The organism is Salirhabdus sp. Marseille-P4669, from assembly GCF_900240405.1.
In the GTDB taxonomy this organism is placed as follows: domain Bacteria; phylum Bacillota; class Bacilli; order Bacillales; family Alkalibacillaceae; genus OEQK01.
Window position 1 is genome coordinate 572509 of record NZ_OEQK01000001.1, and the last position, 22952, is coordinate 595460.

At 41.4% G+C, this 22952-nt stretch carries 20 protein-coding genes; 15 read left to right on the forward strand and 5 right to left on the reverse strand.

Translation table 11 applies throughout. The annotated features are described in order from the left end of the window. Window positions 1–220: 220 nt before the first annotated feature. The 15 genes from fumC to C1A05_RS02630 all read left to right on the forward strand — a co-directional run bounded on the left by fumC (window position 221) and on the right by C1A05_RS02630 (window position 17787). Window positions 221–1609, forward strand: a complete 1389-nt coding sequence (gene fumC / locus C1A05_RS02560) for a class II fumarate hydratase (RefSeq protein WP_102026599.1) — start codon at window positions 221–223, stop codon at window positions 1607–1609. A 176-nt stretch (window positions 1610–1785) separates the two neighbouring features. Beyond that, on the forward strand, window positions 1786–2811 hold the full coding sequence (locus C1A05_RS02565; protein ID WP_102026600.1) for a TAXI family TRAP transporter solute-binding subunit: 1026 nt from the start codon (window positions 1786–1788) through the stop codon (window positions 2809–2811). Window positions 2812–2896: 85 nt separating this feature from the next. Next, on the forward strand, window positions 2897–4927 hold the full coding sequence (locus tag C1A05_RS02570; protein ID WP_102026601.1) for a TRAP transporter permease: 2031 nt from the start codon (window positions 2897–2899) through the stop codon (window positions 4925–4927). 145 nt (window positions 4928–5072) lie between these two features. Further along, a complete protein-coding gene (locus tag C1A05_RS02575) occupies window positions 5073–5747 on the forward strand; it encodes a GntR family transcriptional regulator (protein ID WP_102026602.1) in 675 nt (224 codons plus the stop codon). 97 nt (window positions 5748–5844) lie between these two features. Continuing rightward, complete coding sequence (locus C1A05_RS02580) at window positions 5845–6702, forward strand: HpcH/HpaI aldolase/citrate lyase family protein (protein ID WP_159461976.1); 858 nt, start codon at window positions 5845–5847, stop codon at window positions 6700–6702. A 63-nt stretch (window positions 6703–6765) separates the two neighbouring features. Beyond that, window positions 6766–7923 (forward strand): CaiB/BaiF CoA transferase family protein, encoded by a 1158-nt coding sequence (locus C1A05_RS02585; protein ID WP_102026604.1) that lies wholly within the window; start codon window positions 6766–6768, stop codon window positions 7921–7923. A gap of 39 nt (window positions 7924–7962) precedes the next feature. Beyond that, window positions 7963–8757, forward strand: coding sequence for an enoyl-CoA hydratase/isomerase family protein (locus C1A05_RS02590; RefSeq protein ID WP_102026605.1), 795 nt, complete (start codon window positions 7963–7965; stop codon window positions 8755–8757). Window positions 8758–8770: 13 nt separating this feature from the next. Further along, window positions 8771–9931: an acyl-CoA dehydrogenase family protein gene (locus tag C1A05_RS02595; protein ID WP_102026606.1), complete on the forward strand. Its 1161-nt coding sequence runs from the start codon at window positions 8771–8773 to the stop codon at window positions 9929–9931. A 33-nt stretch (window positions 9932–9964) separates the two neighbouring features. Next, the gene (locus C1A05_RS02600; RefSeq protein ID WP_102026607.1) at window positions 9965–11317 is read left to right on the forward strand and encodes an MmgE/PrpD family protein; all 1353 of its coding nucleotides are present in this window, start codon (window positions 9965–9967) and stop codon (window positions 11315–11317) included. Window positions 11318–11325: 8 nt separating this feature from the next. Then, the gene (locus C1A05_RS02605; RefSeq protein ID WP_102026608.1) at window positions 11326–12192 is read left to right on the forward strand and encodes a fumarate hydratase; all 867 of its coding nucleotides are present in this window, start codon (window positions 11326–11328) and stop codon (window positions 12190–12192) included. Window positions 12193–12205: 13 nt separating this feature from the next. Further along, on the forward strand, window positions 12206–12757 hold the full coding sequence (locus C1A05_RS02610; RefSeq protein WP_102026609.1) for a Fe-S-containing hydro-lyase: 552 nt from the start codon (window positions 12206–12208) through the stop codon (window positions 12755–12757). Window positions 12758–12838: 81 nt separating this feature from the next. After that, on the forward strand, window positions 12839–14041 hold the full coding sequence (locus C1A05_RS02615) for an MFS transporter (RefSeq protein WP_159461977.1): 1203 nt from the start codon (window positions 12839–12841) through the stop codon (window positions 14039–14041). 10 nt (window positions 14042–14051) lie between these two features. Then, complete coding sequence (locus tag C1A05_RS02620; protein ID WP_102026611.1) at window positions 14052–15113, forward strand: tartrate dehydrogenase; 1062 nt, start codon at window positions 14052–14054, stop codon at window positions 15111–15113. 29 nt (window positions 15114–15142) lie between these two features. Continuing rightward, window positions 15143–16603, forward strand: coding sequence for an SLC13 family permease (locus C1A05_RS02625; RefSeq protein ID WP_234998274.1), 1461 nt, complete (start codon window positions 15143–15145; stop codon window positions 16601–16603). 17 nt (window positions 16604–16620) lie between these two features. Then, window positions 16621–17787, forward strand: a complete 1167-nt coding sequence (locus tag C1A05_RS02630; protein WP_102026613.1) for a mandelate racemase/muconate lactonizing enzyme family protein — start codon at window positions 16621–16623, stop codon at window positions 17785–17787. 43 nt (window positions 17788–17830) lie between these two features. Here the strand turns inward: C1A05_RS02630 and C1A05_RS02635 are convergent, their stop codons facing one another. The 5 genes from C1A05_RS02635 to rpoN all read right to left on the reverse strand — a co-directional run bounded on the left by C1A05_RS02635 (window position 17831) and on the right by rpoN (window position 22947). Then, the gene (locus tag C1A05_RS02635) at window positions 17831–18547 is read right to left on the reverse strand and encodes a LutC/YkgG family protein (protein WP_102026614.1); all 717 of its coding nucleotides are present in this window, start codon (window positions 18545–18547) and stop codon (window positions 17831–17833) included. Continuing rightward, window positions 18540–19973: a LutB/LldF family L-lactate oxidation iron-sulfur protein gene (locus C1A05_RS02640; protein ID WP_102026615.1), complete on the reverse strand. Its 1434-nt coding sequence runs from the start codon at window positions 19971–19973 to the stop codon at window positions 18540–18542. The genes C1A05_RS02635 and C1A05_RS02640 overlap by 8 nt, the downstream gene beginning before the upstream one ends. Continuing rightward, entirely contained in the window at window positions 19973–20698 is a 726-nt protein-coding gene (locus C1A05_RS02645; RefSeq protein ID WP_102026616.1) for a (Fe-S)-binding protein, read from the reverse strand. Before C1A05_RS02645 ends, C1A05_RS02640 begins: the two co-directional genes overlap by 1 nt. A 179-nt stretch (window positions 20699–20877) precedes the next feature. Further along, window positions 20878–21594, reverse strand: a complete 717-nt coding sequence (locus C1A05_RS02650; RefSeq protein ID WP_102026617.1) for a FadR/GntR family transcriptional regulator — start codon at window positions 21592–21594, stop codon at window positions 20878–20880. 45 nt (window positions 21595–21639) lie between these two features. Beyond that, window positions 21640–22947, reverse strand: a complete 1308-nt coding sequence (rpoN, locus tag C1A05_RS02655) for an RNA polymerase factor sigma-54 (protein WP_102026618.1) — start codon at window positions 22945–22947, stop codon at window positions 21640–21642. Window positions 22948–22952 lie beyond the last annotated feature (5 nt).

Consider the following 22952-nt stretch of genomic DNA (forward strand, 5'->3'; position numbering starts at 1 on the left):
ATATTGACTTTTCCGACAACGGTAAATATAATTAAGGAGAATTTTGGATACAGTATTCAATGTCGTCATACCTCAGCCATTTACCTCAATTAACATTTTTATAAAGATAAAAATGATAACGCTTTCATCATTGATTTTGACATTATCCCAATACGGAATACTTTTAACATAAAAAATAGGAAGGCAATGCATTTTCTCAGATTAAATTGGAGGTGTAACAATGGAATATCGAGTAGAACACGATACACTTGGTGAAATGAAGGTGCCAGCTGACAAACTATGGGGTGCCCAAACCCAACGAAGTAGTCAAAACTTTAAAATCGGTACAGAAAAGATGCCAAAGGAAGTTATACAAGGGTTTGCCATTTTAAAAAAGGCTGCTGCACTTGCGAACCATGAAAATGGACATTTAAGCGCTGAAAAAGCTTTAGCGATTGCGGATGCAGCAGATGAAATTTTAGACGGTAAGCTAGACGATCATTTCCCGTTAGTCGTTTGGCAAACCGGTAGCGGAACCCAATCACATATGAATATGAACGAGGTGCTTGCTAATAGGGCGAATCAGATTTTGGATGCTCAAGGAAGTACGACCCGAATTCATCCGAATGATGATGTGAACTTGTCCCAAAGCTCCAATTGTAATTATCCAACTGCCATGTATATCGCAGCTGTTACAGCGATTGAGGAACAAGTCCTGCCAGCGTTACGCGAGTTGAAGGAAACATTTTATCGAAAATCGGAGGACTTCCATGACATCATTAAAGTAGGACGAACGCACCTACAGGATGCAGTACCGTTAACGCTAGGACAGGAAATTAGTGGCTGGCATCGAATGCTGGAAAAATCGGAAGAAATGATTGAAGAAAGCTATCAAAAGATGCTGGAATTAGCCTTCGCTGGAACTGCAGTTGGAACAGGATTAAATACATATGCTAATTTCGCACCTCTAGCTGTTGAGAAAATACGTACTTTTACCGGTAAAGCCTTTGTCCCTGCTAAAAATAAATTTCATGCTTTAACGAGTTATGATGAAGTGGTTTATACACATGGAGCATTAAAGGCACTTGCTGCCGATCTCATGAAAATCGCCAATGATATTCGGTGGTTAGCAAGTGGGCCGAGAAGTGGGATTGGAGAAATTACCATACCAACGAATGAACCAGGTAGCTCGATGATGCCAGGTAAGGTAAACCCAACACAATGTGAGGCATTAACGATGGTATCTGCGCAAGTAATGGGGAATGACACAACAATTGGAATTGCTGCTAGTCAAGGGAATTTTCAAGTAAATGTATATAAACCAGTTATCGCCTATAATTTTTTACAATCGGCAAGACTGTTGGCTGATGGAATGAGGTCATTTCATGATAATTGTGCACGAGGTATTGAACCAAACGTTGATGTAATTGAGAAAAATTTAAAAAACTCACTAATGCTTGTAACCGTACTTAACCCTCATATCGGATATGAAAAGGCTGCAAAAATTGCCAAACATGCTCATGAACAAGGTATTACCTTGAGAGAATCAGCTATACATCTCGGCATTTTATCAGAAGAGGAATTTGATACGATTGTCGATCCATCGAAAATGATACATCCGATTCCATAAACAATCCATTCAACCACAATACGACCATTCAACATATCCTACTCACAATTCACACATAAAACAAACAACACACAATAGCCTGAAACCGTTAGGATGAGCTCTGTCCATTTTTACTTAACTTGGTAAAAAGAATAGGGCAAAAAATAAATACTTCCAAATAAAAAGGAGGAAATGGGATGAAAAAGTCAAAAACGCTTATGGGCATACTTATGTCAATCCTACTCATAGCATTGCTTGCTGCTTGTAGTGATGATGCTAGTAATAGTGATGGGGGAGATGGTGGAGAGCAGGAGTATCCGAGCACTGTAACAATCGGAACGGGCTCTCAAGGGGGAACTTACTACATTTGGGGTGGCGGATTAGCTACTTTATTAGAGGATTTGGATGTCACTGCTAACGTAGAGGTTACAGGTGGTCCTGTACATAACATCCAGCTTCTAGACAGTGGCGACATTCAACTAGGGATGGCTACGGTTGGTCCACTATATGAAGGATATCAAGGAGAAGTAGACTGGACAGGTGGAAAAAAGTATGAAGATATTCGGGTCATTTTCCCAATGTATGTAACGCCGTTCCACTGGTATTCGAATGCGGATACGGGCGTAACAAATATTAGAGACCATGCTGGAGAACGGGTTGGTGTTGGTCCGGCTGGAGGTACACCTGGTACTTATAATCCACAAATTTATGAAGTGTTGGGCATTGAAACAGATGAGCAGGTTCAGGCAGGTGCAAGTGATATGACTACGCAAATGTTAGATGGACAGTTAGATCATATTGGTTTTGCTGCTGGTATTCCAATTGCAGCTGTAACAGAAGCAGAGACACAAATGGAGATCAATATTTATGGTATTGATGGAGAAGACCGAGCTAAGGTTATTGAGGAGCTGCCATTCTTCCAGGAGTTTACGGTTCCAGAGGGTACGTATGAACAACAAGATGGACCAATTGAAACAGTTGGACAATTCAACTTTGGTGTTATTAGTAAAAATGCGAATGAAGACTTTGTTTATGACTTAGTGAAAGCATTCCATGAAAACAACGATCACATGGTATCTACTCACTCTTCTGCCAAGGACGCAACTACGGAAGCGATTTTAAATAATAAGACCTTCCCGATGCATCCAGGGGCAATCAAGTACTATGAAGAGATTGGAATTGATTTACCAGATGAGGTCTACCCACCTGAAATGGAAAAATAATCTTCGGAATAGATGAAGCGGATAGATTCCTTAGTACTTCTAGGGAATCTATCATACCCTTTAAATCGTACCGGGAGGAGAGATTATGTCAGAAAAAGAACAAAAAGAACTGGAAGCTGTTGAGCGTAAGAAGAAACAGGACTCCACATCTTCATCCCCAGATGATAAAAATACGGAAAAAATTGATACAACGATTGATGAAGAAGAACTAGAGTCATATTCCAATACAAGAAAATTAACAGGTTGGGTAAAGTATGTTTTCACGGTTATTGCCGTTATTGGCGCGATTTTCCACTTGTATATTTTAAACCTCAATCCTATTGATCCTTGGGTATTCCGTAGTACTCACCTTGTTTTTGGTACAGTGCTTACGCTTATGCTATATCCCGGATGGAGGTCAAAATCAAACAAGGTACCAATCATTGACTGGGTGCTAATAGCGCTCTCTATTTATATTGGTTACTACATTTTTGCGAATTTAAATCAACTTATCTTCCGAGTTGGAGTTGCTCCAACGGATATGGATGTCCTAATTGCTCTAGCTGGCCTATTGCTAGTTTTTGAAATTACACGACGAACAAGTGGCTGGGTATTGCCAATCATCGCAATGATTTTTGTTGCTTATGTTTTTGCTGGACCTTATTTGCCAGGTATTTTAGAACACAGTGGCTACTCCGTTGAGCGTTTCGTTACGTATATTTATAGCTTAAATGGTGTATTCGGTGTGACCTTAGATGTATCTTCTAAATATATCATCCTATTTATTATATTTGGTGCATTTTTGCAGAAGTCTGGGGTTGGACAATACTTTATTAATGTGGCATTTGCAATTGCTGGTAGATTAAGAGGTGGACCTGCGAAGGTTGCCATTATTTCCTCCGGTTTAATGGGGATGATTAATGGAACATCTGCTGGAAACGTTGTAGCAACGGGTTCCCTTACGATCCCATTAATGAAAAAAACAGGGTATCAACCAAAATTTGCAGCAGCAACAGAGGCAACGGCTTCTGCTGGTGGACAGATTCTACCTCCAATTATGGGAGCTGGAGCATTTTTAATGGCTGAAATAACGGGAATCAAGTATTCGGAAATTATTATAGCTGCAACAATACCGGCTATTTTATACTTTGTTTCTGTGTATTTTATGGTTGACTTTGAAGCTATTAAAAGAGGTATGAAAGGGTTATCAAGAGCACAGCTGCCGAGGTTTAAATATATCATTCAGAAAATCTATTTGTTCTTCCCAGTATTTCTACTTATCTTTTTACTCGTTAGTGGCAAGTCGGTTATTTTAGCCGGTACGATGGGGATTATTTCTTGTTTCGTACTGAGCTTATTTAGTAAAGAAACACGAATGGGATTAAAGAGTGTTCTGGAGGCATTTGAATTAGGGATGCGCGATGCGTTGCAATTAGTTTCCATTGTTGCATGTGCTGGGGTCATTGTTGGGGTCATTGCCCTCACTGGTGTAGGGCAACGCTTTAGCACAATGCTACTAACAATTGCGGATAACAATATGTTTCTTGCTTTAGTATTTGCAATGGCCATATCGATCCTATTAGGAATGGGGATGCCGACTACAGCAGCCTATGCGGTTGCAGCTTCTACGATTGCACCAGGCTTAATCAATATCGGATTAGAGCCACTGTATGCGCATATGTTTGTTTTCTATTATGCCGTTATTTCTGCTATAACACCTCCAGTTGCACTTGCTGCCTTTGCTGGTGCTGGAATAGCTGGGACCAATCCAATGAAGACGGGAGTAAAAGCCTTCCAGTTAGGCTTAGCAGCATTTATTGTACCGTTTGTTTTCATTTACAGTCCAGAGCTGTTACTCCAAAGTGATGATACGTTTAACATTGTCATTGCCGTAATAACAGCATTAATCGGTGTTTATTTATTAGCAGCAGCAGTTCAAGGATGGTTCTTTGGTAAACGTGCACTGTGGTATACAAGAATGTTGTTACTCGCTGCTTCTCTTCTGTTCATCTGGACAGGATTTATTACAGACTTTATTGGAATTGGGGTCGTTCTTCTAGTTGTTGCGATTCAAAAACTGTTTACCAATTCGAATCCACCATATTCAAAACAAGAAGCCCAAGCGGGTGCTGGTTGAACATAAGGTTATTTAAAAAAGGTAGAAGTATAGCTAGGTGCTTTACCTAGACTATACTTCTCATTCATTTCAACTTTCATGTTTAACCACAAGGAAGGATTCTCATTAAATTCACCAATTAAGGAATGAGAATGGAGTAATGAAAATGAATAATGTCGATTATCTTAAAATTGGAAACCGAGAAATGTTACATAACAGGGTTTGTACGGTTTTAAGAAAAGCAATATTAAAGGGAGATTTTAAACCGGGTGATCGATTAGTTCAAACGGAATTAGCAGAACGGATTGGAGTAAGTCGAATGCCCATTCGAGAGGCGCTTCGCACATTAGAAATGGAAGGACTTGTTACGATAGAGCCCCATAAAGGAGCCATTGTCAAAAGTATTAGTACAGAAGATATAAAGGAAATTTATGAGCTTCGGTCTATTTTAGAGCCGTTAGCATTAAAAAAGAGTATTCAACATTTTTCGGAAGAAGATTTAGTTCAGCTACAAAACTATCATTTGAACATGGTTAAAGCAGAATCCGATGAGGAATATGCCGAATTAAATGCAAAGTTTCATAAGCTCATGTTCAGTCGTTGCAACAGCTCTAGACTTTTAAGCTTTATTGAAGCCATTTCACACGGTTTTGCTCAAGATACACCTCTTATCATATCCGGGCAAATGAAAAAGTCGAACCTCGAGCATGAAAAAATAGTGCACGCGATTTTAGAAAAGGATGCGGAGCGTGCAAGTGAACATTTAGCTCACCACATTAGTAGAACCGAAAAAGAATTAATTATGTCCCTAAACAGAGATCCCATCCATCATTCAAACTAATCCTCGTCGCAATAGCACCGAAAATCAATCAGCCTAACATTGTATCCAATTTTACAATATCCAGTTTGTCCATTTCATTGGAAAAGGAATGATACTGTTGATCATCTCTTGGTTATTTGTACCAGGTAGTAAGGATAAGTTTTTAAGTAAAGTGAAGGAAATTAAGGCAGATGCCTTTATCTTTGATTTGGAGGACTCTGTTGCGATTGAAGAAAAAGAGCTAGCACGTCAAAAGGTTTCGCAAGCAATACGGAATGGAATAAGTGAAAACAGCTATATTCGTATAAACGGTATAGCTACAAAATTTCTTTATGATGATTTAGTAGAGGTTGTTACGCCAGGCTTGAAAGGTGTCTTTTTACCGAAAGTGAATACGAAAGAGGACATCATTATTCTGGATTATCTTTTAAGCTGCATGGAGCGTCAAAAGGGGATGGAGCACGGTCGTATATCAATTATTCCAATAATCGAAACTGCTACCGGACTTCGCAATGCTTATGATATTGCGAGTGCGAGTCATCGAATAGATAGATTAGCACTTGGAGCAGAAGACTTAATGTTCGATTTAAACATTCGCTCAGAGGAAAGAAAAAATGGCATGATTTATGCGCGCTCCAAGCTGGTTACAGATTCAAGAGCGGCCAACGTTGATTCACCAATTGATGCTATCTATGCCGATTTTACCAATGACTTAGGGTTGAAGCATGATGCAGAACGAGGAAAACAGCTAGGATTTCAAGGGAAATTACTGATTCATCCGAACCAAATACCTATTGTTACGGATGTGTTTATGCCCACTGCTCAGGAATTAAAAGAAGCAAAACGAATTGTGGAATTCTATGAAGATGCGATGGAAAAGGGTTTTGGTAGTGTTCAAGTAGATGGGAAGATGGTTGATATTCCCGTTGCAGAACGAGCAAAAAGACTCCTTTCTTTAGAGTCTTTACGCAAATAAACTTTTAAATTTAAGTGAGTACATGTTACGCGTTTTTAATATGTTTCAACAAGGAGGAATTAGATGCTGCCATTGGAGGGTGTGACGGTTGTGGCGATTGAGCAGGCAATAGCGGTTCCGTTTGCTACTCGTCAACTTGCTGATTTAGGCGCAAGAGTGATAAAGATAGAGCGCCCAAAGACGGGTGACTTTGCTCGACAGTATGATAGCACGGTAAGAGGAATGTCTAGTCATTTTATTTGGTGTAATCGTTCCAAGGAATCCATTACGCTTGATCTTAAATCCGATGAGGGAAAGGAAGTACTTCGTCGCTTATTAGAAAAAGCAGATGTTTTCGTACAAAACTTAGCACCAGGCGCATTAAAGAGAATGGGTTTTGAACCTAATGAATTAGTGGAGAAGCACCCGAGCTTAATCGTTTGTAGTTTAAGTGGATACGGAGAATCAGGGCCTTATGCACATAAGAAGGCGTACGATTTACTCGTGCAGTGTGAGGCAGGCCTTGTATCCATTACCGGAACAGAAGAGGAGCCGGTGAAAACAGGTATTCCAAGTGCAGATATTGCTGCTGGTATGTATGCCTATACAGGCATTTTAACCGCACTTTTGAATCGAATGAAAACAGGAAAAGGAACGGTTCTTGAAATTTCCATGCTCGAGGCACTTGGCGAATGGATGGGTTATCCAATGTATTATAGTGCCTTTGGCGGGGAGGAGCCGAAGCGTACAGGGGCTAGTCACTCCACCATTTATCCTTATGGTCCCTTTAAATGTGGAGATGGAAAAACAGTCTTTATCGGGCTGCAAAATGAGCGGGAATGGAGCACCTTTTGTAAGCAAGTGTTGGAAAATGAAACACTTGCGACAGATAAACGGTTTCATACGACAGCGAGAAGATCGGATAACCGAGAAATATTAAAGGAAATCATTGAGAAAACCTTTGATAGATTAACATCAGCGGAAGTGTTAGATAGGCTGGAGCAAGCAAAAATTGCGAATGCTAGATTAAATAATATGAAGGACTTTTTTGAGCATCCTCAATTAATTGCCCGAAATCGTTGGGACCAGGTGCAAACCCCAGTCGGCAGTGTAGTAGCACTCAAGCCACCTATTAATATGGAAGGCGTAGAGGCGGTTATGGCACCTGTACCTGAATTAGGGGAGCACACAGAGAAGATCATGAAAGAATTAGGTCTTCATAACAAGGTCAAGCAAAAATAAGGCTTAAGCGATGAACCACTGGAATTGTGAGGTGAAAGGATGTCTAATTGGGAAACATTAGCACTGTCACAAGATGAAAAGACAAAAGGAGTTTATCTTTTAACATTAAATCGTCCCAATGCCATGAATGCCTTAAATACGAAAATGGGTATGGAATTAATAGAATGCTTACGTCTATTACACGAAAAGGACGACTTGCGTGTACTGATTCTAACGGGGTCGGGTGAGAGGAGCTTTTGTGTTGGTGCGGATTTGAAGGAACGAAATGGGATGACGAATGAGGATTGGCATCGACAGCATGACATTTTTGAAGAAGCCTACGGAATGATTCGTGACTTCCCTTTTCCTGTCCTTGTAGCTGTGAATGGCTATGCATTAGGTGGTGGATTGGAAATGGTCCTAAGCTGTGACCTTCGCATTTTTGCCGAGCATGCAAGCGTAGGAGTACCAGAGGTGAAAATTGGACTTATTCCGGGAGTTGGAGGAACGCAGCTACTGCCACGAACGATTCCGGTTGGGATTGCGAAAGAATTATTGTTTCGAGGTCATTTTATGTCTGCTAAGCGGGCTGAAGCAATAGGATTGGCAAACTATGTAGTAGAAGGTGGCGACCTAATGGAAGAAGCCTTCGAGCTAGCCAGGGATATTGCCAAAAACGCTCCACTTTCACTTAAAGCGCTAAAATACGCTGTTAACAATGGAATTGAAACAGATTTGCACGCGGCGTTGGAAATAGAGCTCGACCAGTATTATAAGTGTGCAAATTCGGAAGATCGAGTGGAAGGAATTCGAGCATTTAACGAAAAACGACAAGCCGAGTGGAAAGGAAAATAAGGAGGGGAATTTCATGGCCGTTAGCACTTTGGAGGAATTGGAATTAATTCGTTCAAGCATACGCGCGTTGTGTGAAAAGTTTCCGGAAAGCTATTGGCGAGAAACGGATAAGCAGGATGCGTATCCAGAGGAGTTTATTAAGGCATTAACAGAGGAAGGCTGGCTATCTGTGTTAATTCCTGAAGAATATGGAGGAGCAGGGCTTGGCATGAAGGAAGCAGGAGTAATTCTAGAGGAAATTAATCGCTCTGGCGGAAATGCCGGTGCAGGTCATGCTCAAATGTATACGATGGGAGCAGTATTGCGACATGGGAACGAGGAACAGAAGCGACGTTTTTTACCGAAAATCGCTAGTGGAGAGCTACGACTTCAGGCATTTGGAATAACAGAGCCAACGGCAGGTAGTGATACAACGAGCATTGAAACAACGGCTGTGCTTGAAGGAGATCGTTATATTGTAAACGGGCAAAAAATTTGGACGTCACGGGCAGCATATTCTGATCTTATGTTGCTGCTTGCACGTACTACCCCAAAGCATCAGGTGGAAAAGAAGACAGATGGTTTAAGTCTTTTCATCTTGGATATGAAGGACCAACAAGACAAGATTACGATCCGTCCAATTGATACGATGATTAATCATGCGACGACAGAGGTGTTTTTTGAAAATGTAGAGATACCAGTGGAAAATCGGATTGGTTTAGAAGGGAAAGGGTTTCGCTATGTGTTAAGTGGGATGAATGCGGAGCGAATTTTAATTGCATCGGAAAGCGTTGGGGATGGGCTTTATTTTGTGGATAAAGCGGTCCAGTATGCTAATGAAAGAGAGGTATTTAATCGACCAATTGGGAAGAATCAAGGGGTACAATTTCCAATCGCAGCGTCTTATATGGAGATTGAAGCGGCAAAGCTAATGCGAGATAAAGCAGCTCAGCTATTCGATCAAGGTGAAAATTGTGGAGCTGAGGCAAATATGGCGAAATATTTAGCCTCTGAAGCAACATGGAAGGCGGCGAATGCTGCCATGACTACGTTTGGAGGATATGGGTTTGCCACTGAATATAACATTGAAAGAAAGTTTCGCGAGGCGCGACTATTCATTGTGGCTCCTGTTACAAATAACCTCGTATTGAGCTACGTTGGTCAACATGTGCTTGGGATGCCGCGTTCCTTTTAATCTTTAAGAAAATAAAAAAGGAGGTTTCATGAGATGGGCTTAAGTGAAGAACTAGCACGCTATATAAAACAAACATCGTATGAGGATTTACCAGAAGAGGTGGTCGCTTTTACGAAGCTTTGTATCTTAGATTATTTTAGTTCTGCCTTTGCTGGTGCGAATAAAGCACCTGTACAAATGATCGCAGAAATGATTCGAGAAATGGGTGGGGAAGAGCAGGCAACACTGGTGACTGGCGGCAAAAACTCGGTTGTGAATGCGGCCTTCGTAAATGGGGCAGCGAGTCATATCGTGGAGCTGGATGACATCCATAAAGCATCCATTATCCATGCTGCAACCGTAGTAATCCCTGCTGCCTTTGCGGTAGCGGAATGGAAACAGCTTAGTGGAAAGGACTTGATTACAGCAGTTGTGGTTGGCTATGAAGTCTGCTACCGAATTGGGGAGGCGGTGTCTCCATCTCATTACTATTATTGGCACAATACCGCAACCTGTGGGACGTTTGGGTCTACAGCTGCTGCTTCCAAATTACTACAGTTAACGGAAGAGCAAATTACACATGCGCTTGGAAACGCCGGATCCCAAGCTGCCGGCCTGTGGGAGTTTATTGAAGATGGTGCAAATACGAAGCAGCTTCATACAGGAAAGGCAGCAATGAATGGTGTTATTAGCAGCCTATTAGCGGAAAAAGGCTTCACAGGTGCCCAAAACATATTAGAGGGAGAACGTGGATTTTTCCGTGCCATGACTGAAGATTATGACGTAGCAAAGATTACAGATTTTCTTGGAACTACTTTTAAGATTATGGAAAACTCCTTTAAAATTCATGCCTCCTGTCGCCATACCCATCATGCAATGGATATGATGATGGACCTATCAAAAGAGCGTCACTTACAAGGGCGCGATATTGATTGCATCACCGTAAAAACCTACCAAGTAGCACTTAACATTACTAATAATGACAACCCATCAACTATTTACGCTTCAAAATTTAGCTTACAATATTGCACCGCTTTAGCTCTTTTTACTGGTAAGGGAGGTTTGGATTGCTTTCATGAGCATGCTCTTTGGGATGAGGAGATACGTCAAGTCATGAAGAAAGTTAAGGTTGAGGTAGATCCTGAGATGGATAAAGCCTACCCGGAAAAATGGGGAGCAAAGGTTGAGGTAAAGCTAACAAATGGAGAAGTCATTACGAAACAAGCGGATTTTCCGAAAGGCGACCCAGAAAACCCCGTCACACAGAATGATTTAGTTGAAAAGTTTATGGAGCTTGTGAGCGATATACCACAATCAAAACGACAGTCGCTTGCTACGAATCTATTATCCATAGAGAAACTAGAATCTGTCGATGAATTGTTCGAAGTAGAGGCTTTAAACCATTAACCCATCTAATGAATGCAAGGGAGGAATGTACGTTGAAAAAAATCCTTTACGAGGACATCGTCAAAGCGATTGCGGAGCTTTGCATCGAGGCGAATTATGAATTAGGAGAAGACGTGTATAACGCCTTTAAGCTTGCGCTTGCGACGGAGAAATCGGAAACAGGTAAAGGGGTCCTGCAGCAGCTTATGGATAACGCTGATATCGCATCGGAACTCCAAGTGCCCATGTGTCAGGATACTGGCACTGTCGTTTGTATCGTGGAGCTTGGTCAGGATTGTCACATTGTTGGTGGCAGCTTATATGACGCGATCAATGACGGGATTCGAAAAGGCTACGGGGAAGGCTATTTGCGCAACTCCATTGTGAAGGACCCAATTAAACGCAAAAACACGAAGGATAACAGTCCGGGAATTGTGCACGTGGAATTAGTAGAAGGAGATTCCCTGACTATTCATATGACCGCTAAAGGTGGCGGGGCAGAAAATATGAGTGATTTAAAAATGCTGAAGCCATCTGACGGTATCGAGGGCATTAAGCAATATGTATTAGATGTTGTTCGCGTTGCCGGACCAAACGCTTGTCCGCCATTAGTCGTTGGTATTGGCATTGGTGGCAATTTTGAAAGGTGTGCCTATTTAGCGAAAAAATCCCTTTTTCGTCCAATTGGGAAACGCCATGAGGATGAAGGGATAGCCAATTTAGAAGTAGAGCTAATGGAAGAAATCAATCGGCTAGGCATTGGACCTCAAGGGCTGGGCGGGACAACAACGGCGCTTGATATCAAGATAGAGGTGGAGGCTTGTCACATTGCAGCTTTACCTGTTGCGGTGAACTTGAATTGTCATGCCAGCCGCCATAAGCAAGCAATCCTTTAAAGGAGGATGACAGATGACTAAATCCATACGTATCCCCTTGGAAGAAGCGGATATTCTTTCATTGAAAGCAGGGGATAGAGTTCTTTTATCGGGAACGGTTTATACAGCGAGAGATGCTGCACATAAGCGAATGTATGAGCAGCTTCAAAAGGGAGAAGCATTACCTTTTGATCTTTCCAATCAAGCAATCTATTATGTTGGCCCAACTCCAGCGAAGCCAGGGCAGGTAATTGGATCTGCAGGACCAACGACAAGTAGTAGAATGGATACCTATACACCGGCATTACTAGATAAAGGGCTTTCCGCAATGATTGGGAAGGGATATCGAAGTAAGGAAGTAAAACAATCGATGATCAAAAATAAGGCGATTTATTTTGGTGCAATTGGGGGCTCCGCAGCACTAATCTCCCGTTCGATTACGGCTGTTGAGATGATAGCCTACGAGGATTTGGGTACAGAGGCGATTCGAAGGCTAACGATAAAGGACTTTCCCGCAATTGTTATTAATGATGCACATGGCAATGATTTGTATGTGGAAGGTGTCGAAAAATACCGCCACATATAAAGTGTAACTTCTATTAGTGAGGCTGGTTGTTTCCTCCTAATGATTGTGATTTGGATAAACTTACGAAAAAGAGGATTGCTTATGCTTTCGAATGTAGGTGTGGAAAAAAAGCCATATGAACGGTATGAGGCAAACTTTTGGAAGTTAACGATTGGCCTTACTCTAGCTTCCCTATTAAACTTTGCCAATCTTTATGTCGTGCAGCCGCTTTTGCCTGTATTTGCAAGGGAATTTAGCCTTACGCCGACCATGTCTAGCTTTGCCATGTCCCTTACAACCTTATCTCTCGTTATAGGTTTGCTCTTTTTTGGCTTTCTTTCTGACCATATTGGAAGAATTGGTATCATTCAATGGACCTTATGCTTGTCTGTGGTTCCACTGCTTGTCATTCCATTAGTAGATTCCTATCTTTGGATCCTCATGTGGAGGTTTATTACCGGCTTTGGAATTGCAGGACTTCCAGCCGTTGCGATTGCGTATATTAATGAAGAAATTGCCCGTAGTAGTCGGGGGCTAATTGTAACCATCTATATTGCTAGTAATGCATTAGGAGGTATGCTCGGTAGATTCGTAAGCGGCTATTTTGCGGATCATTATTCGTGGGAAGTAGGATTTTACGTGATTGGTGTATTTGGGGCATTTATTTGCTTTGGATGCTTTCTCCTTCTACCTAAGTCACGCTTTTTTGTGCAATACAATCGGACCTTAAAGGAAGACTTCCTCGGCATGCTCGTTCATTTGAAAAATCAAAAGCTCGCATTCGCCTTTCTATTTGGAATGATGATCCAATTTGGGTTTACAGGAATATGGACGTATATCCCATTTTATTTAGAGCAAGAGCCATTCTATTTATCTATTCATCTAATTTCTCTCGTATATTTTACGTATCTATTTGGTGTTTTTGGTTCTCCCTTTGCAGGTAGGTTAGCGGCAAAATATAACATCTTGCATTTAATGTTTTTTGGTCTTATTACGATGGTGATTGGGGTATGGATTACAACTCTCCAAACCGTAGCTTTTGTCGTACTTGGATTATCGATTGTTTGTTTCGGTTTTTTTATTGCCCATTCGTTAACGTCAGCATGGATTGGAGAAACGGCCACTCACCATAAAAGCGGTGCTAGTAGCTTTTACTTTTTCAGCTACTATATTGGTGTCACTGTTGGGGGAACAGCAGTAGGAGAAATATGGTCCACCTTCCATTGGATTGGTGTTGTTGTTGTATGCTCTATCCTTCCAGCTGTATTTGGAGCTTTGTTTTTTATCGTAGCAAAAAAAGTATAGGAGGTTCGATATGAAAAAATATAGTGTTGCTGTAGTCCCAGGAGATGGTATTGGAAAAGAGGTTGTACCAGAAGCAGTACGCGTGCTGGATGCAATATCTGAGCTGCATGGTGGTTTGAAATTTGATTATAGCTGGTATCCATACAGTTGTGATTACTACATAGAGCATGGAAAAATGATGGATGATGATGGGTTAGAGCGACTCCAAAACCACGATACGATTTTTCTAGGAGCGGTAGGGAATCCAAATTTGGTTGCAGACCATGTGTCGTTATGGGGACTTTTGCTTCCAATTCGAAGAGAGTTCGAGCAGGTGATTAATGTCCGCCCTGCCAAGCTCATAAAAGGCTTGAAATCGCCTCTTCGGGAATCAGGGGACTTTGACTTTGTCGTCGTTCGAGAAAATAGTGAAGGGGAGTATAGTGAGATTGGTGGAAGAATTCACCGTGGTGAGGACGAAATCGCTATCCAAAATAATGTATTTACTCGAAAAGGTACAGAACGAGTAATGGAGTATGCTTTTCAATATGCCAAGCGTCATGGGAGGCATGTTACAGGTGCTACGAAGTCTAATGGAATTGTGCATTCGATGCCTTTCTGGGATGAAGTATTTAAGGAGACCTCACAGAAATACCCGGATTATCAAACAGAGCTGATTCACATTGATGCGTTAGCAGCCTTTTTTGTTACAAAGCCTCATATGTTCGATGTCATTGTAGCGAGTAATCTATTTGGGGATATCTTAACAGACCTAGGAGCAGCCATTATGGGTAGTATTGGTATAGCTCCTGCAGCAAATATAAATCTGAATGGGAAATACCCGTCCATGTTTGAGCCGGTACACGGCTCTGCACCTGACATTTATGGCCAAGGAATTGCAAATCCGATTGGGCAAATTTGGACAGGAAAAATGATGTTGGATCATTTAGGTGAGCGAGAGCTAGGCGAAAAGCTATTGGAAATCATCGAGGATGTTTTGGCGGATGGCATTAAAACACCAGATATAGGTGGGAAGTGTAATACAAAGGATGTATCAAATGAAATTGTAAATCGAATCAAACAATTATCATAGGTACAGACCCGATTAAGAAGGTGAAAATGTTGAGCTCATCTAAAGTGGAGGCAGTGGAGCATTCCTATGAAAATGTAAAACAGTCACGAAATAAGAAAACAATCATCGGGTTCGTATTGGCGATTGGTGTGTTTATTGGATTGTACGTGGGATTACCAGAATCCTTTACTACTTCCCCGAGATTAATGATTGCTATCGTATCCTGTGCCGTCGTGCTATGGGCATTAGAACCGATTCCAATAGGTCTTACTTCAATCATTATTTTAACCTTGATGCTTGTTTTAGATGTTGTTCCAACTGAAATTGCGTATAGCGGCTTTTCTTCCCCGGCTGTATTCCTAATTATCGTTGGAATGATGTTGGCAAGAGCGGTTAATGAGACCCCATTGGCGAAGCGGATAACCTATCTGATTTTAACGAAGTGGGGTGGGAGTGAAAAAGGATTGTTAGCAAGTATTTTAATGATTCCCCAGCTACAAGCCTTTTTTATACCAGCAATTGCAGTTCGGACGTCTCTGTTGCTTCCAGTCGCTTTAAATGTTATGGACATGATTGATGATAAGAAGGAAAGTAATTTTCGGAAAATGATTATGCTTGGGGTTGCTTTTGGAGGGACGATTAGTGGTACAGCGGTGATGACAGCAGCCATTGGCAATATTTTAACGGTCGAATTATTAAATGAATTTTTAGGAGTTAACATTACTTATTTTGAATGGTTTTTGTATGCTTTGCCCATATGGCTTTTATTAATTCCAATCTTGTGGCTTTTACTATTAAAGCTGTTTCCAGTCGATATACCGAAATCATCCTTTCAAGCGGTCAAAAAGGAAATGGGAGAGAAGGTTAAGGATTTCGGGAAAATGAGCGGCAAGGAATTACGATGTTTGTTTATTTTACTTTTTACAGTAGGGATGTGGATGAGTGAGCCATTGCATGGGCTTCATCCTAGCATTACAGCTTTAATTGGGGTTGCGCTCATGACTTTACCTGGAATCGGCTGTGCTACTTGGAGCAATATTGTAAAAATTAACTTCGATACGGTCCTCATGCTTGGCGCGACTTTATCGGTTGGTTATGGCTTAAATCATTCCGGTGCAACCGAGCTGATAGGGGAAAGTCTAAGCACGGACTGGATCATTTCCCTTATGGAAAAACCAATTATCGCTGTTATTTTTATTTTAATCATTACGCAAATCTTCCATTTGGCGATGTCTAATGTGTCAACGGCTGTTGTTGCCCTTATTCCAATTTATATTGGGTTATCGGTACAGGCGGGGACAGACCCGATTTTAATTGCGTTCACCGCCACGCTAGCATGTGTGCATGGTTATATTTTAGTAGTGGAAGCAATGCCGAATGTGTTGGTTCATAGTACAGGTGAAATTAAACAACAAAGCTTTTTATTACCTGGACTGTTAATGACAGGTTTCATGACGTTGGTAACCATAATTGTTGCCCTTACCTGGTGGCAGCTACTAGGATTTATGTAAAAATGGAGGGATACGAAATGAAAATTGTAGATGTAAGAGAAATGGCGGTTCCAATTAGTTCTGATATTCGAAATGCCTATATTGATTTTAGCAAAATGACCGCATCGGTTGTTGCAATTATTACGGACGTGATTCGGAATGGAAAACCAGTTATTGGGTACGGCTTTCATTCAAATGGTCGTTATGCACCTAGTGGATTGCTTAGGGAGCGGTTCATTCCACGCTTAAAGGAAGCAAAGACAGAGGCTATTTTAAATGAAGCGGGTACCAATTTTGATCCTCATAAAATCTGGGATATTTTAATGACAGGTGAAAAGCCTGGTGGTCATGGTGAGCGTTCGGTTGCTGTTGGGACAATTGATATGGCCGTATGGGACTTAGTTGCCAAGCTTGAAGAGAAACCGCTGTATCGATTATTAGCGGACCAATATGGGAATGGTGAAGTAGACGATAAGGTGTTTGTCTATGCTGCAGGTGGGTACTATAGCCCTGACAAAGACTACTCGAAGCTACAAGATGAAATGCAAGGATATTTAGACCAAGGCTATAATGTCGTGAAAATGAAAATCGGTGGAGCGTCGCTTGAGGAGGACATACGTCGGATAGAGGCAGTTCTGAAAGTAGTGCCAAGTGGGAGGTCACTTGCTGTAGATGCGAATGGTCGTTTTGATTTGGAAACAGCGATTCGCTATGCAGAAAAGCTCGAGCCTTATGATTTGTTTTGGTATGAGGAAGCGGGTGACCCACTTGATTATGAATTACAAGCAGAACTATCGAAGCATTACAAAAATCCGATGGCAACAGGGGAGAATTTGTTTTCCATGCAGGATGCTAGAAATTTAATTAGACATGGAGGCATGCGTTCCGACCGAGACTATTTGCAGTTCGATTGCTCCTTAAGCTATGGTCTAGTAGAATATATGCGGATATTAGATATGCTAAAGGAATATGGGTGGTCATCTCGCCGTTGTATTCCACATGGGGGACATCAGTTATCCTTAAATATTGCAGCAGGACTTGGTTTAGGGGGGAATGAGTCTTATCCAGGTGTGTTCCCGCCATTTGGTGGATTTGCTGAAGGATATCCAATAGAAGATGGTTATGTTCGATTACCAGATGTGCCTGGGATTGGATTTGAAGTAAAGTCAGCGTTATTTCAATTACTTCGAACACTAGCAGACTAGTAAAAAGGCGAAAGAACAGATGTTACGTTCTTTCGCCTTTTTATTAGTCCTCCACAACCACATAACTAACCTTAATCGGCCCATGCACCCCAACCACAAGATTCATTTCAATATCGGCCGAATTACTTGGTCCGGTAATGAAATTCACACATGAAGGCACGATTTCCCCTGCTTCTACCCGTTTATGGATTTCCCGAGTTACTTGTGACATTCTTGGAACAATGCTGCTTTTCGGGATGATTGCGATATAGGTTGCGGGAAGTAGACTTACCGATCTCCCTTTTCCCTTATCGCTAAAGAGAACAACCGTACCGGATTCTGCAAGTGTCATGTCGCTAAAGGTAATGCCCACATCTGCACGCTCCGCAAAGGTTACATTCTCTTCCCTGATTGCAGGATCCCAACGGTGGAACTCCACATCCTTTTCCTTTAAGGAATCGAAATAACCGGATATTCCAAATGCTTCAAATCGTTCATCATCCCACGTAATCACGGATTTCCCACCATACGCAGTGATGATTTCATCGAGTTTGTCTGCTAAACTAGCTTTTGTTGTTCGTACGAAATTCGTATGAATATTTTTACACTGTTTTTCCAATACATCGACTAATTCATCTACCGATTTATTCTGAAGCACCTTCCATTGCGGCTGATGCTTCCAATTCGGTCGAACCACATTTGCTGTTTTCCGTTCTCGACCTAAGTTTTTGGCAATGTTATTTAAAAAGGAGTCACGATTTTGCACGAGACCTTCAGGCATTTTGATTGCCTCCTTTTTCACGATTTTTAAACCAATCTCGAAACCGTTCATTTTCTGGAGCAGGGAATTCTCTGACACTTGTCCAGAGCTTAATCGGTCCTGGTCCTTTTGAGATTTTTTCTTCTTTTACAAAAGGCTTTAGCATCGTCGGGGCCATTTTTGTTCCCATTTTATAAAGGGATGGCTTGCCAGTCCCCATGCTGAACCCTTTCATTGCAATTCGCTCCAGTAGAGGCGATTTTTTCTCTTCCTCTACCATTTTTTTGCGGTGTAAAATCAATTGCTCATGCAATGGTATTTTTACTGGGCATACCTCTGTGCATGCGCCGCATAAGGAGGATGCATAAGGTAATTCCTTGTAATCGTCATAGCCACCAAGAAGTGGTGTGAGTACAGCCCCGATCGGTCCGGGATAAATCGAGCCGTATGCATGCCCACCTACATGACGATAAACTGGGCAAACGTTAATACATGCTGCACAGCGAATGCAGTGAAGTGCCTCCTGAAATTCAGTGCCTAATATTTTCGAGCGGCCATTGTCGACGATCACTAAATGGAACTCTTCTGGTCCATCCACATCTCCTTCTTGCTTTGGTCCTGTTAACGCGGTTACGTAGCTCGTTAATTTCTGTCCAACTGCCGCTCTCGTAAGTAAGGAGACGAGAACATCAAGCTCCTCCCAGGTAGGAACAATACGCTCCATTCCCATTACGGTAATTTGGGTTTTCGGTAAGGTGGATACAAGTCTTGCATTCCCTTCATTTGTTACAAGAGCAAAGGAGCCAGATTCGGCGATGGCAAAGTTACAACCGGTAATGCCCACATCTGCGGATAAGAAGTCCTTTCGCAGCTGCTCCCGAGCGAATAATGCTAATTCCTCCGGTTTTTCTGTCTTTGTATAGCCAAGTCGTTCTTGAAAGACATCGCGAATTTGCTCTTTGTTTTTATGCAAGGCTGGCGCAACAATATGGGAAGGGGGATCATGATCGTCAATTTGCAAAATGTATTCCCCTAAGTCTGTTTCCACTACCTCGCAGCCTTCTTGCTCGAGTGCGTCGTTTAGGTTAATTTCCTCTGTAACCATGGACTTCGATTTGACAATTTTCTTCGCTTCTTTTTTCCGAATGACGGAGCGAACATAGGCATTTGCTTCCTCGGCGGTTTCCGCGAAAAAGACGTGCCCACCAAGCTCGGCTATTTTATCGCTAAGCTGCTCCAAATAATAATCAAGATTTTCCATCGTATGGGTACGAATTTCTTGCCCCAGATTACGCCATTCTTCCCATTCCCCAAGCTCTTCTGCAGCATTTGCTCGACCGTTCTGTAATCTTTCCTGTGCAGAACGAACAGCACCGCGCATGAATTGATCCTCTAGTCCTTTTTCGACCCGGCTTGTAAATTGCTTTTCCCCAATATGCATTGGCATTACGCATCACCTCGACTATTTAAAATTTCGGCAATATGCATAACCCGAATGGGCTTCCCAATTCGATCGATACGTCCACCAATATTCATTAAGCATCCTGCATCTGCACCGATTAATACTTCTGCTTCGGTCTCTTCTACATGAGAAATCTTTTCATCTACCATTTGCTCGGATATGTTTGGCATTTTAATAGAGAACGTGCCTCCAAATCCACAGCAATCTTGTCGACGAGGTAAGTCTACTAATTCCAAGCCTCTTACATTTTTTAATAGTGTAAAAGGCGCTTCTTTTTCGCCAAGTAAACGGGTCATGTGGCAAGAGGTATGGTAGGTTGCTTTCCCATGAAATTCAGCCCCCGTATCTTCAACCCCTAATACGTTTACTAAAAATTGAGTGAGCTCATACGTTTTTTCGCTAAGCGTACGAGCCTTTTCTTGCCATTCGGGCTCTTCTTTCAGTAAATGCTCGTACTCGTGAAACATATAAGCACAGGAACCAGACGGGCTCACGACATACTCCGAATGCTCAAAGGTCCGAATCATATTTTTGGCAGCTGCAATCGTATCCTTGTGATACCCGCTGTTATATGCCGGCTGGCCACAGCACGTTTGCGTTTCCGGAAAATCTACTTCACAACCGTAGCGTTCCAGTAATTCCACCGTTGCCTTTCCTGCATTTACGTAAAACATATCTCCTAAACACGTTATAAATAAGGACACCTTCATCGGTAACCCCTCCTATGTTGGACTGGGAAATAATTTAATTGTTTTCTACTTATCTGGCTATTTTTAAAATGGATAAAACAACGAATCTATGTTTACCTCATAAACAGTCATAAGGTCATCTGATGACTTCTACTATAAGAGTACATAAAAACGCTTCAAAATACAATCCTTTTTCATTACTACTTGGTTGGAGCGTTTTTCATTAATGTCTCTTCGACAGCAGTTAAATGAGCGAGCATCAAGCTTTGAGCAAGCTGTTCGTCTTTATTTACAATGGCCTCATAGATTTCTTTATGTTCCATATAAATTCTCTCTAAGGTTGTTCCCTTTGAAAAAAGCCAAATCCTTCTTGTTTCCCGCATGGCTTTGCCCATCATTCCAGATACTTGATCCATAAGCTCAATTAAAATATTGTTGTTCGATGCTTTGGCAATACCCATATGGAAACGAAGATCTGCTTTGTCGCCAAGCTCTTCATTGCCTTTTGCTTGCTTCATATCTTCTAGAGCTTCTTCTATTTCTTGTAGATTCTCTCTTGTTGCTTGTTTTACAGCAGACGCTACACTACCTAGTTCTAAAATTTTGCGGATTTCGAGTAAGTCCTGAATGTCCTTTTTATTCATTAATATGGTAGAAGTTGTGATGGTAGAAGATAAAATTTTTGGATCGAATGCTTTCACAAATGTCCCTTCCCCTTGTCGCATTTCTAAAATTCCTTTAGCGCGTAAGGCACTTAATGCTTCGCGAATAGCAGATCTTCCAACATTAAAATTTTTCGCTAATTGTTCAACAGACTGGAGACGATCCCCAGGCTGAAACTCACCATTTTTAATTTTGTTTACTAATTCATCGGCAACTTTTTCGTAAATTTTTTGTGGCTTTTGAAAGGCTTCCATTCCTGTATTCACTCTTTCTTCGTTGAATGATACTTGCATTATATACTAAAATACTTGAAATTTCTTTCGAATGCTAGAAGAAGGGATATTCATTTCCTCGCGATACTTGGCAACGGTTCTTCTGGCAATGTTAATATGTTTCCCTTTTAACAGATTGGCGAGCTGTTGATCGGAAAATGGTTTTCGTTTATTTTCCGATTCAATATATTGACGGATCAATGTTTTAATTTTGTGGGAGGACGTGATGCTTCCCGAATCCGATCGTACACCGGAAGTAAAGAAATGCTTTAGTTCAAATAATCCATAAGGTGTTTGCACGTATTTGTTTCTTGTTGCTCTGCTTACGGTTGATTCGTGTACCTCACATATTTTGGCTACATCCTGTAAGGTCAGAGCCTCCATGTGATTTGGTCCTTTTAAGAAAAAGTCCATCTGTTTGTCCACGATCGTTGACATAACGTGATGCAGTGTATTCTTTCGGTTGTAAATACTTTTTGTTAACCAAACATATTGCTTGTATTTATGCTGTAAGTACGTTTGGGTATGACGGTCCGCTTGAGAACGCTGTAATAAATTAGCATAATCGTGATTTAAATTGATTTCGGGTAAGGTTTGGTCGTTAAATGTAAGGCTAATTTTATTGTTTTGACACTTTACAATAAAGTCTGGAATGACATAGGTTGGTACATGGTGTTTACTTATGAGCAAGCCAGGCCTAGGATGTAATGTTTGAATAAGCTGATAAGCTAAGGTAACTTCCTCAATGGAGCATACTAGCGCATCCGCAATACCTTTGAAGTTTTTCGTAGCTAATGCTTCTAAGTGATGTTCGACTATTTGTCTAGCAATCTCGTTATTTTCTCGGGCTTCTAGTTGAATCAAAAGGCACTCCTGTAGACTAGTTGCTCCAATTCCTTTTGGCTCTAGTTGCTGCACATAGGATAATGCGGTTTCAATCTCTTCCACCGTTTGATTAAGGTGAACGGCCGTATCGTTAATAGAGTCTTTAAAATAACCATCCTCATCTAGCATGTAAATGATATACTCTGCTGTTTTTCGCTCCTGCTCTTGAATCGGTAAAAAAGCGAGCTGGCGTACTAAGCGTTCTTGTAAAGAGGGCTCGTGATCGCGAATAAAATCTGTAGTAGGTTCTCGTTTGGTTGTCTTTTTCGTAAGCGCTTCCAAATTAGAGTGGAACGATTCATCTAATTCAATCAATGGGTTCTCTAAAGTAAGGTGTTGAATGTACTCGAACAGTTCGACCGTGGAATATTGGAGGATGGAAATCGCTTGTTGAAGATGTGGTGTCATCGTAAGCTTGAGTTTTTGGTTTTGAAATAATCCCATTTCCATTATTT

Coding starts and splice junctions, on each gene's coding strand:
- C1A05_RS02585 (WP_102026604.1), top strand. CDS start 6,766: ATGCTGCCATTGGAGGGTGTGACGGTTGTGGCGATTGAGCAGGCAATA.
- C1A05_RS02650 (WP_102026617.1), bottom strand. CDS start 21,594: ATGGAAGCCTTTCAAAAGCCACAAAAAATTTACGAAAAAGTTGCCGAT.
- rpoN (WP_102026618.1), bottom strand. CDS start 22,947: ATGGAAATGGGATTATTTCAAAACCAAAAACTCAAGCTTACGATGACA.
- C1A05_RS02635 (WP_102026614.1), bottom strand. CDS start 18,547: ATGCCTGAAGGTCTCGTGCAAAATCGTGACTCCTTTTTAAATAACATT.
- C1A05_RS02575 (WP_102026602.1), top strand. CDS start 5,073: ATGAATAATGTCGATTATCTTAAAATTGGAAACCGAGAAATGTTACAT.
- C1A05_RS02630 (WP_102026613.1), top strand. CDS start 16,621: ATGAAAATTGTAGATGTAAGAGAAATGGCGGTTCCAATTAGTTCTGAT.
- C1A05_RS02590 (WP_102026605.1), top strand. CDS start 7,963: ATGTCTAATTGGGAAACATTAGCACTGTCACAAGATGAAAAGACAAAA.
- C1A05_RS02565 (WP_102026600.1), top strand. CDS start 1,786: ATGAAAAAGTCAAAAACGCTTATGGGCATACTTATGTCAATCCTACTC.
- C1A05_RS02600 (WP_102026607.1), top strand. CDS start 9,965: ATGGGCTTAAGTGAAGAACTAGCACGCTATATAAAACAAACATCGTAT.
- C1A05_RS02645 (WP_102026616.1), bottom strand. CDS start 20,698: ATGAAGGTGTCCTTATTTATAACGTGTTTAGGAGATATGTTTTACGTA.
- C1A05_RS02570 (WP_102026601.1), top strand. CDS start 2,897: ATGTCAGAAAAAGAACAAAAAGAACTGGAAGCTGTTGAGCGTAAGAAG.
- C1A05_RS02640 (WP_102026615.1), bottom strand. CDS start 19,973: ATGCCAATGCATATTGGGGAAAAGCAATTTACAAGCCGGGTCGAAAAA.
- C1A05_RS02615 (WP_159461977.1), top strand. CDS start 12,839: ATGCTTTCGAATGTAGGTGTGGAAAAAAAGCCATATGAACGGTATGAG.
- fumC (WP_102026599.1), top strand. CDS start 221: ATGGAATATCGAGTAGAACACGATACACTTGGTGAAATGAAGGTGCCA.
- C1A05_RS02620 (WP_102026611.1), top strand. CDS start 14,052: ATGAAAAAATATAGTGTTGCTGTAGTCCCAGGAGATGGTATTGGAAAA.
- C1A05_RS02610 (WP_102026609.1), top strand. CDS start 12,206: ATGACTAAATCCATACGTATCCCCTTGGAAGAAGCGGATATTCTTTCA.
- C1A05_RS02595 (WP_102026606.1), top strand. CDS start 8,771: ATGGCCGTTAGCACTTTGGAGGAATTGGAATTAATTCGTTCAAGCATA.
- C1A05_RS02605 (WP_102026608.1), top strand. CDS start 11,326: ATGAATGCAAGGGAGGAATGTACGTTGAAAAAAATCCTTTACGAGGAC.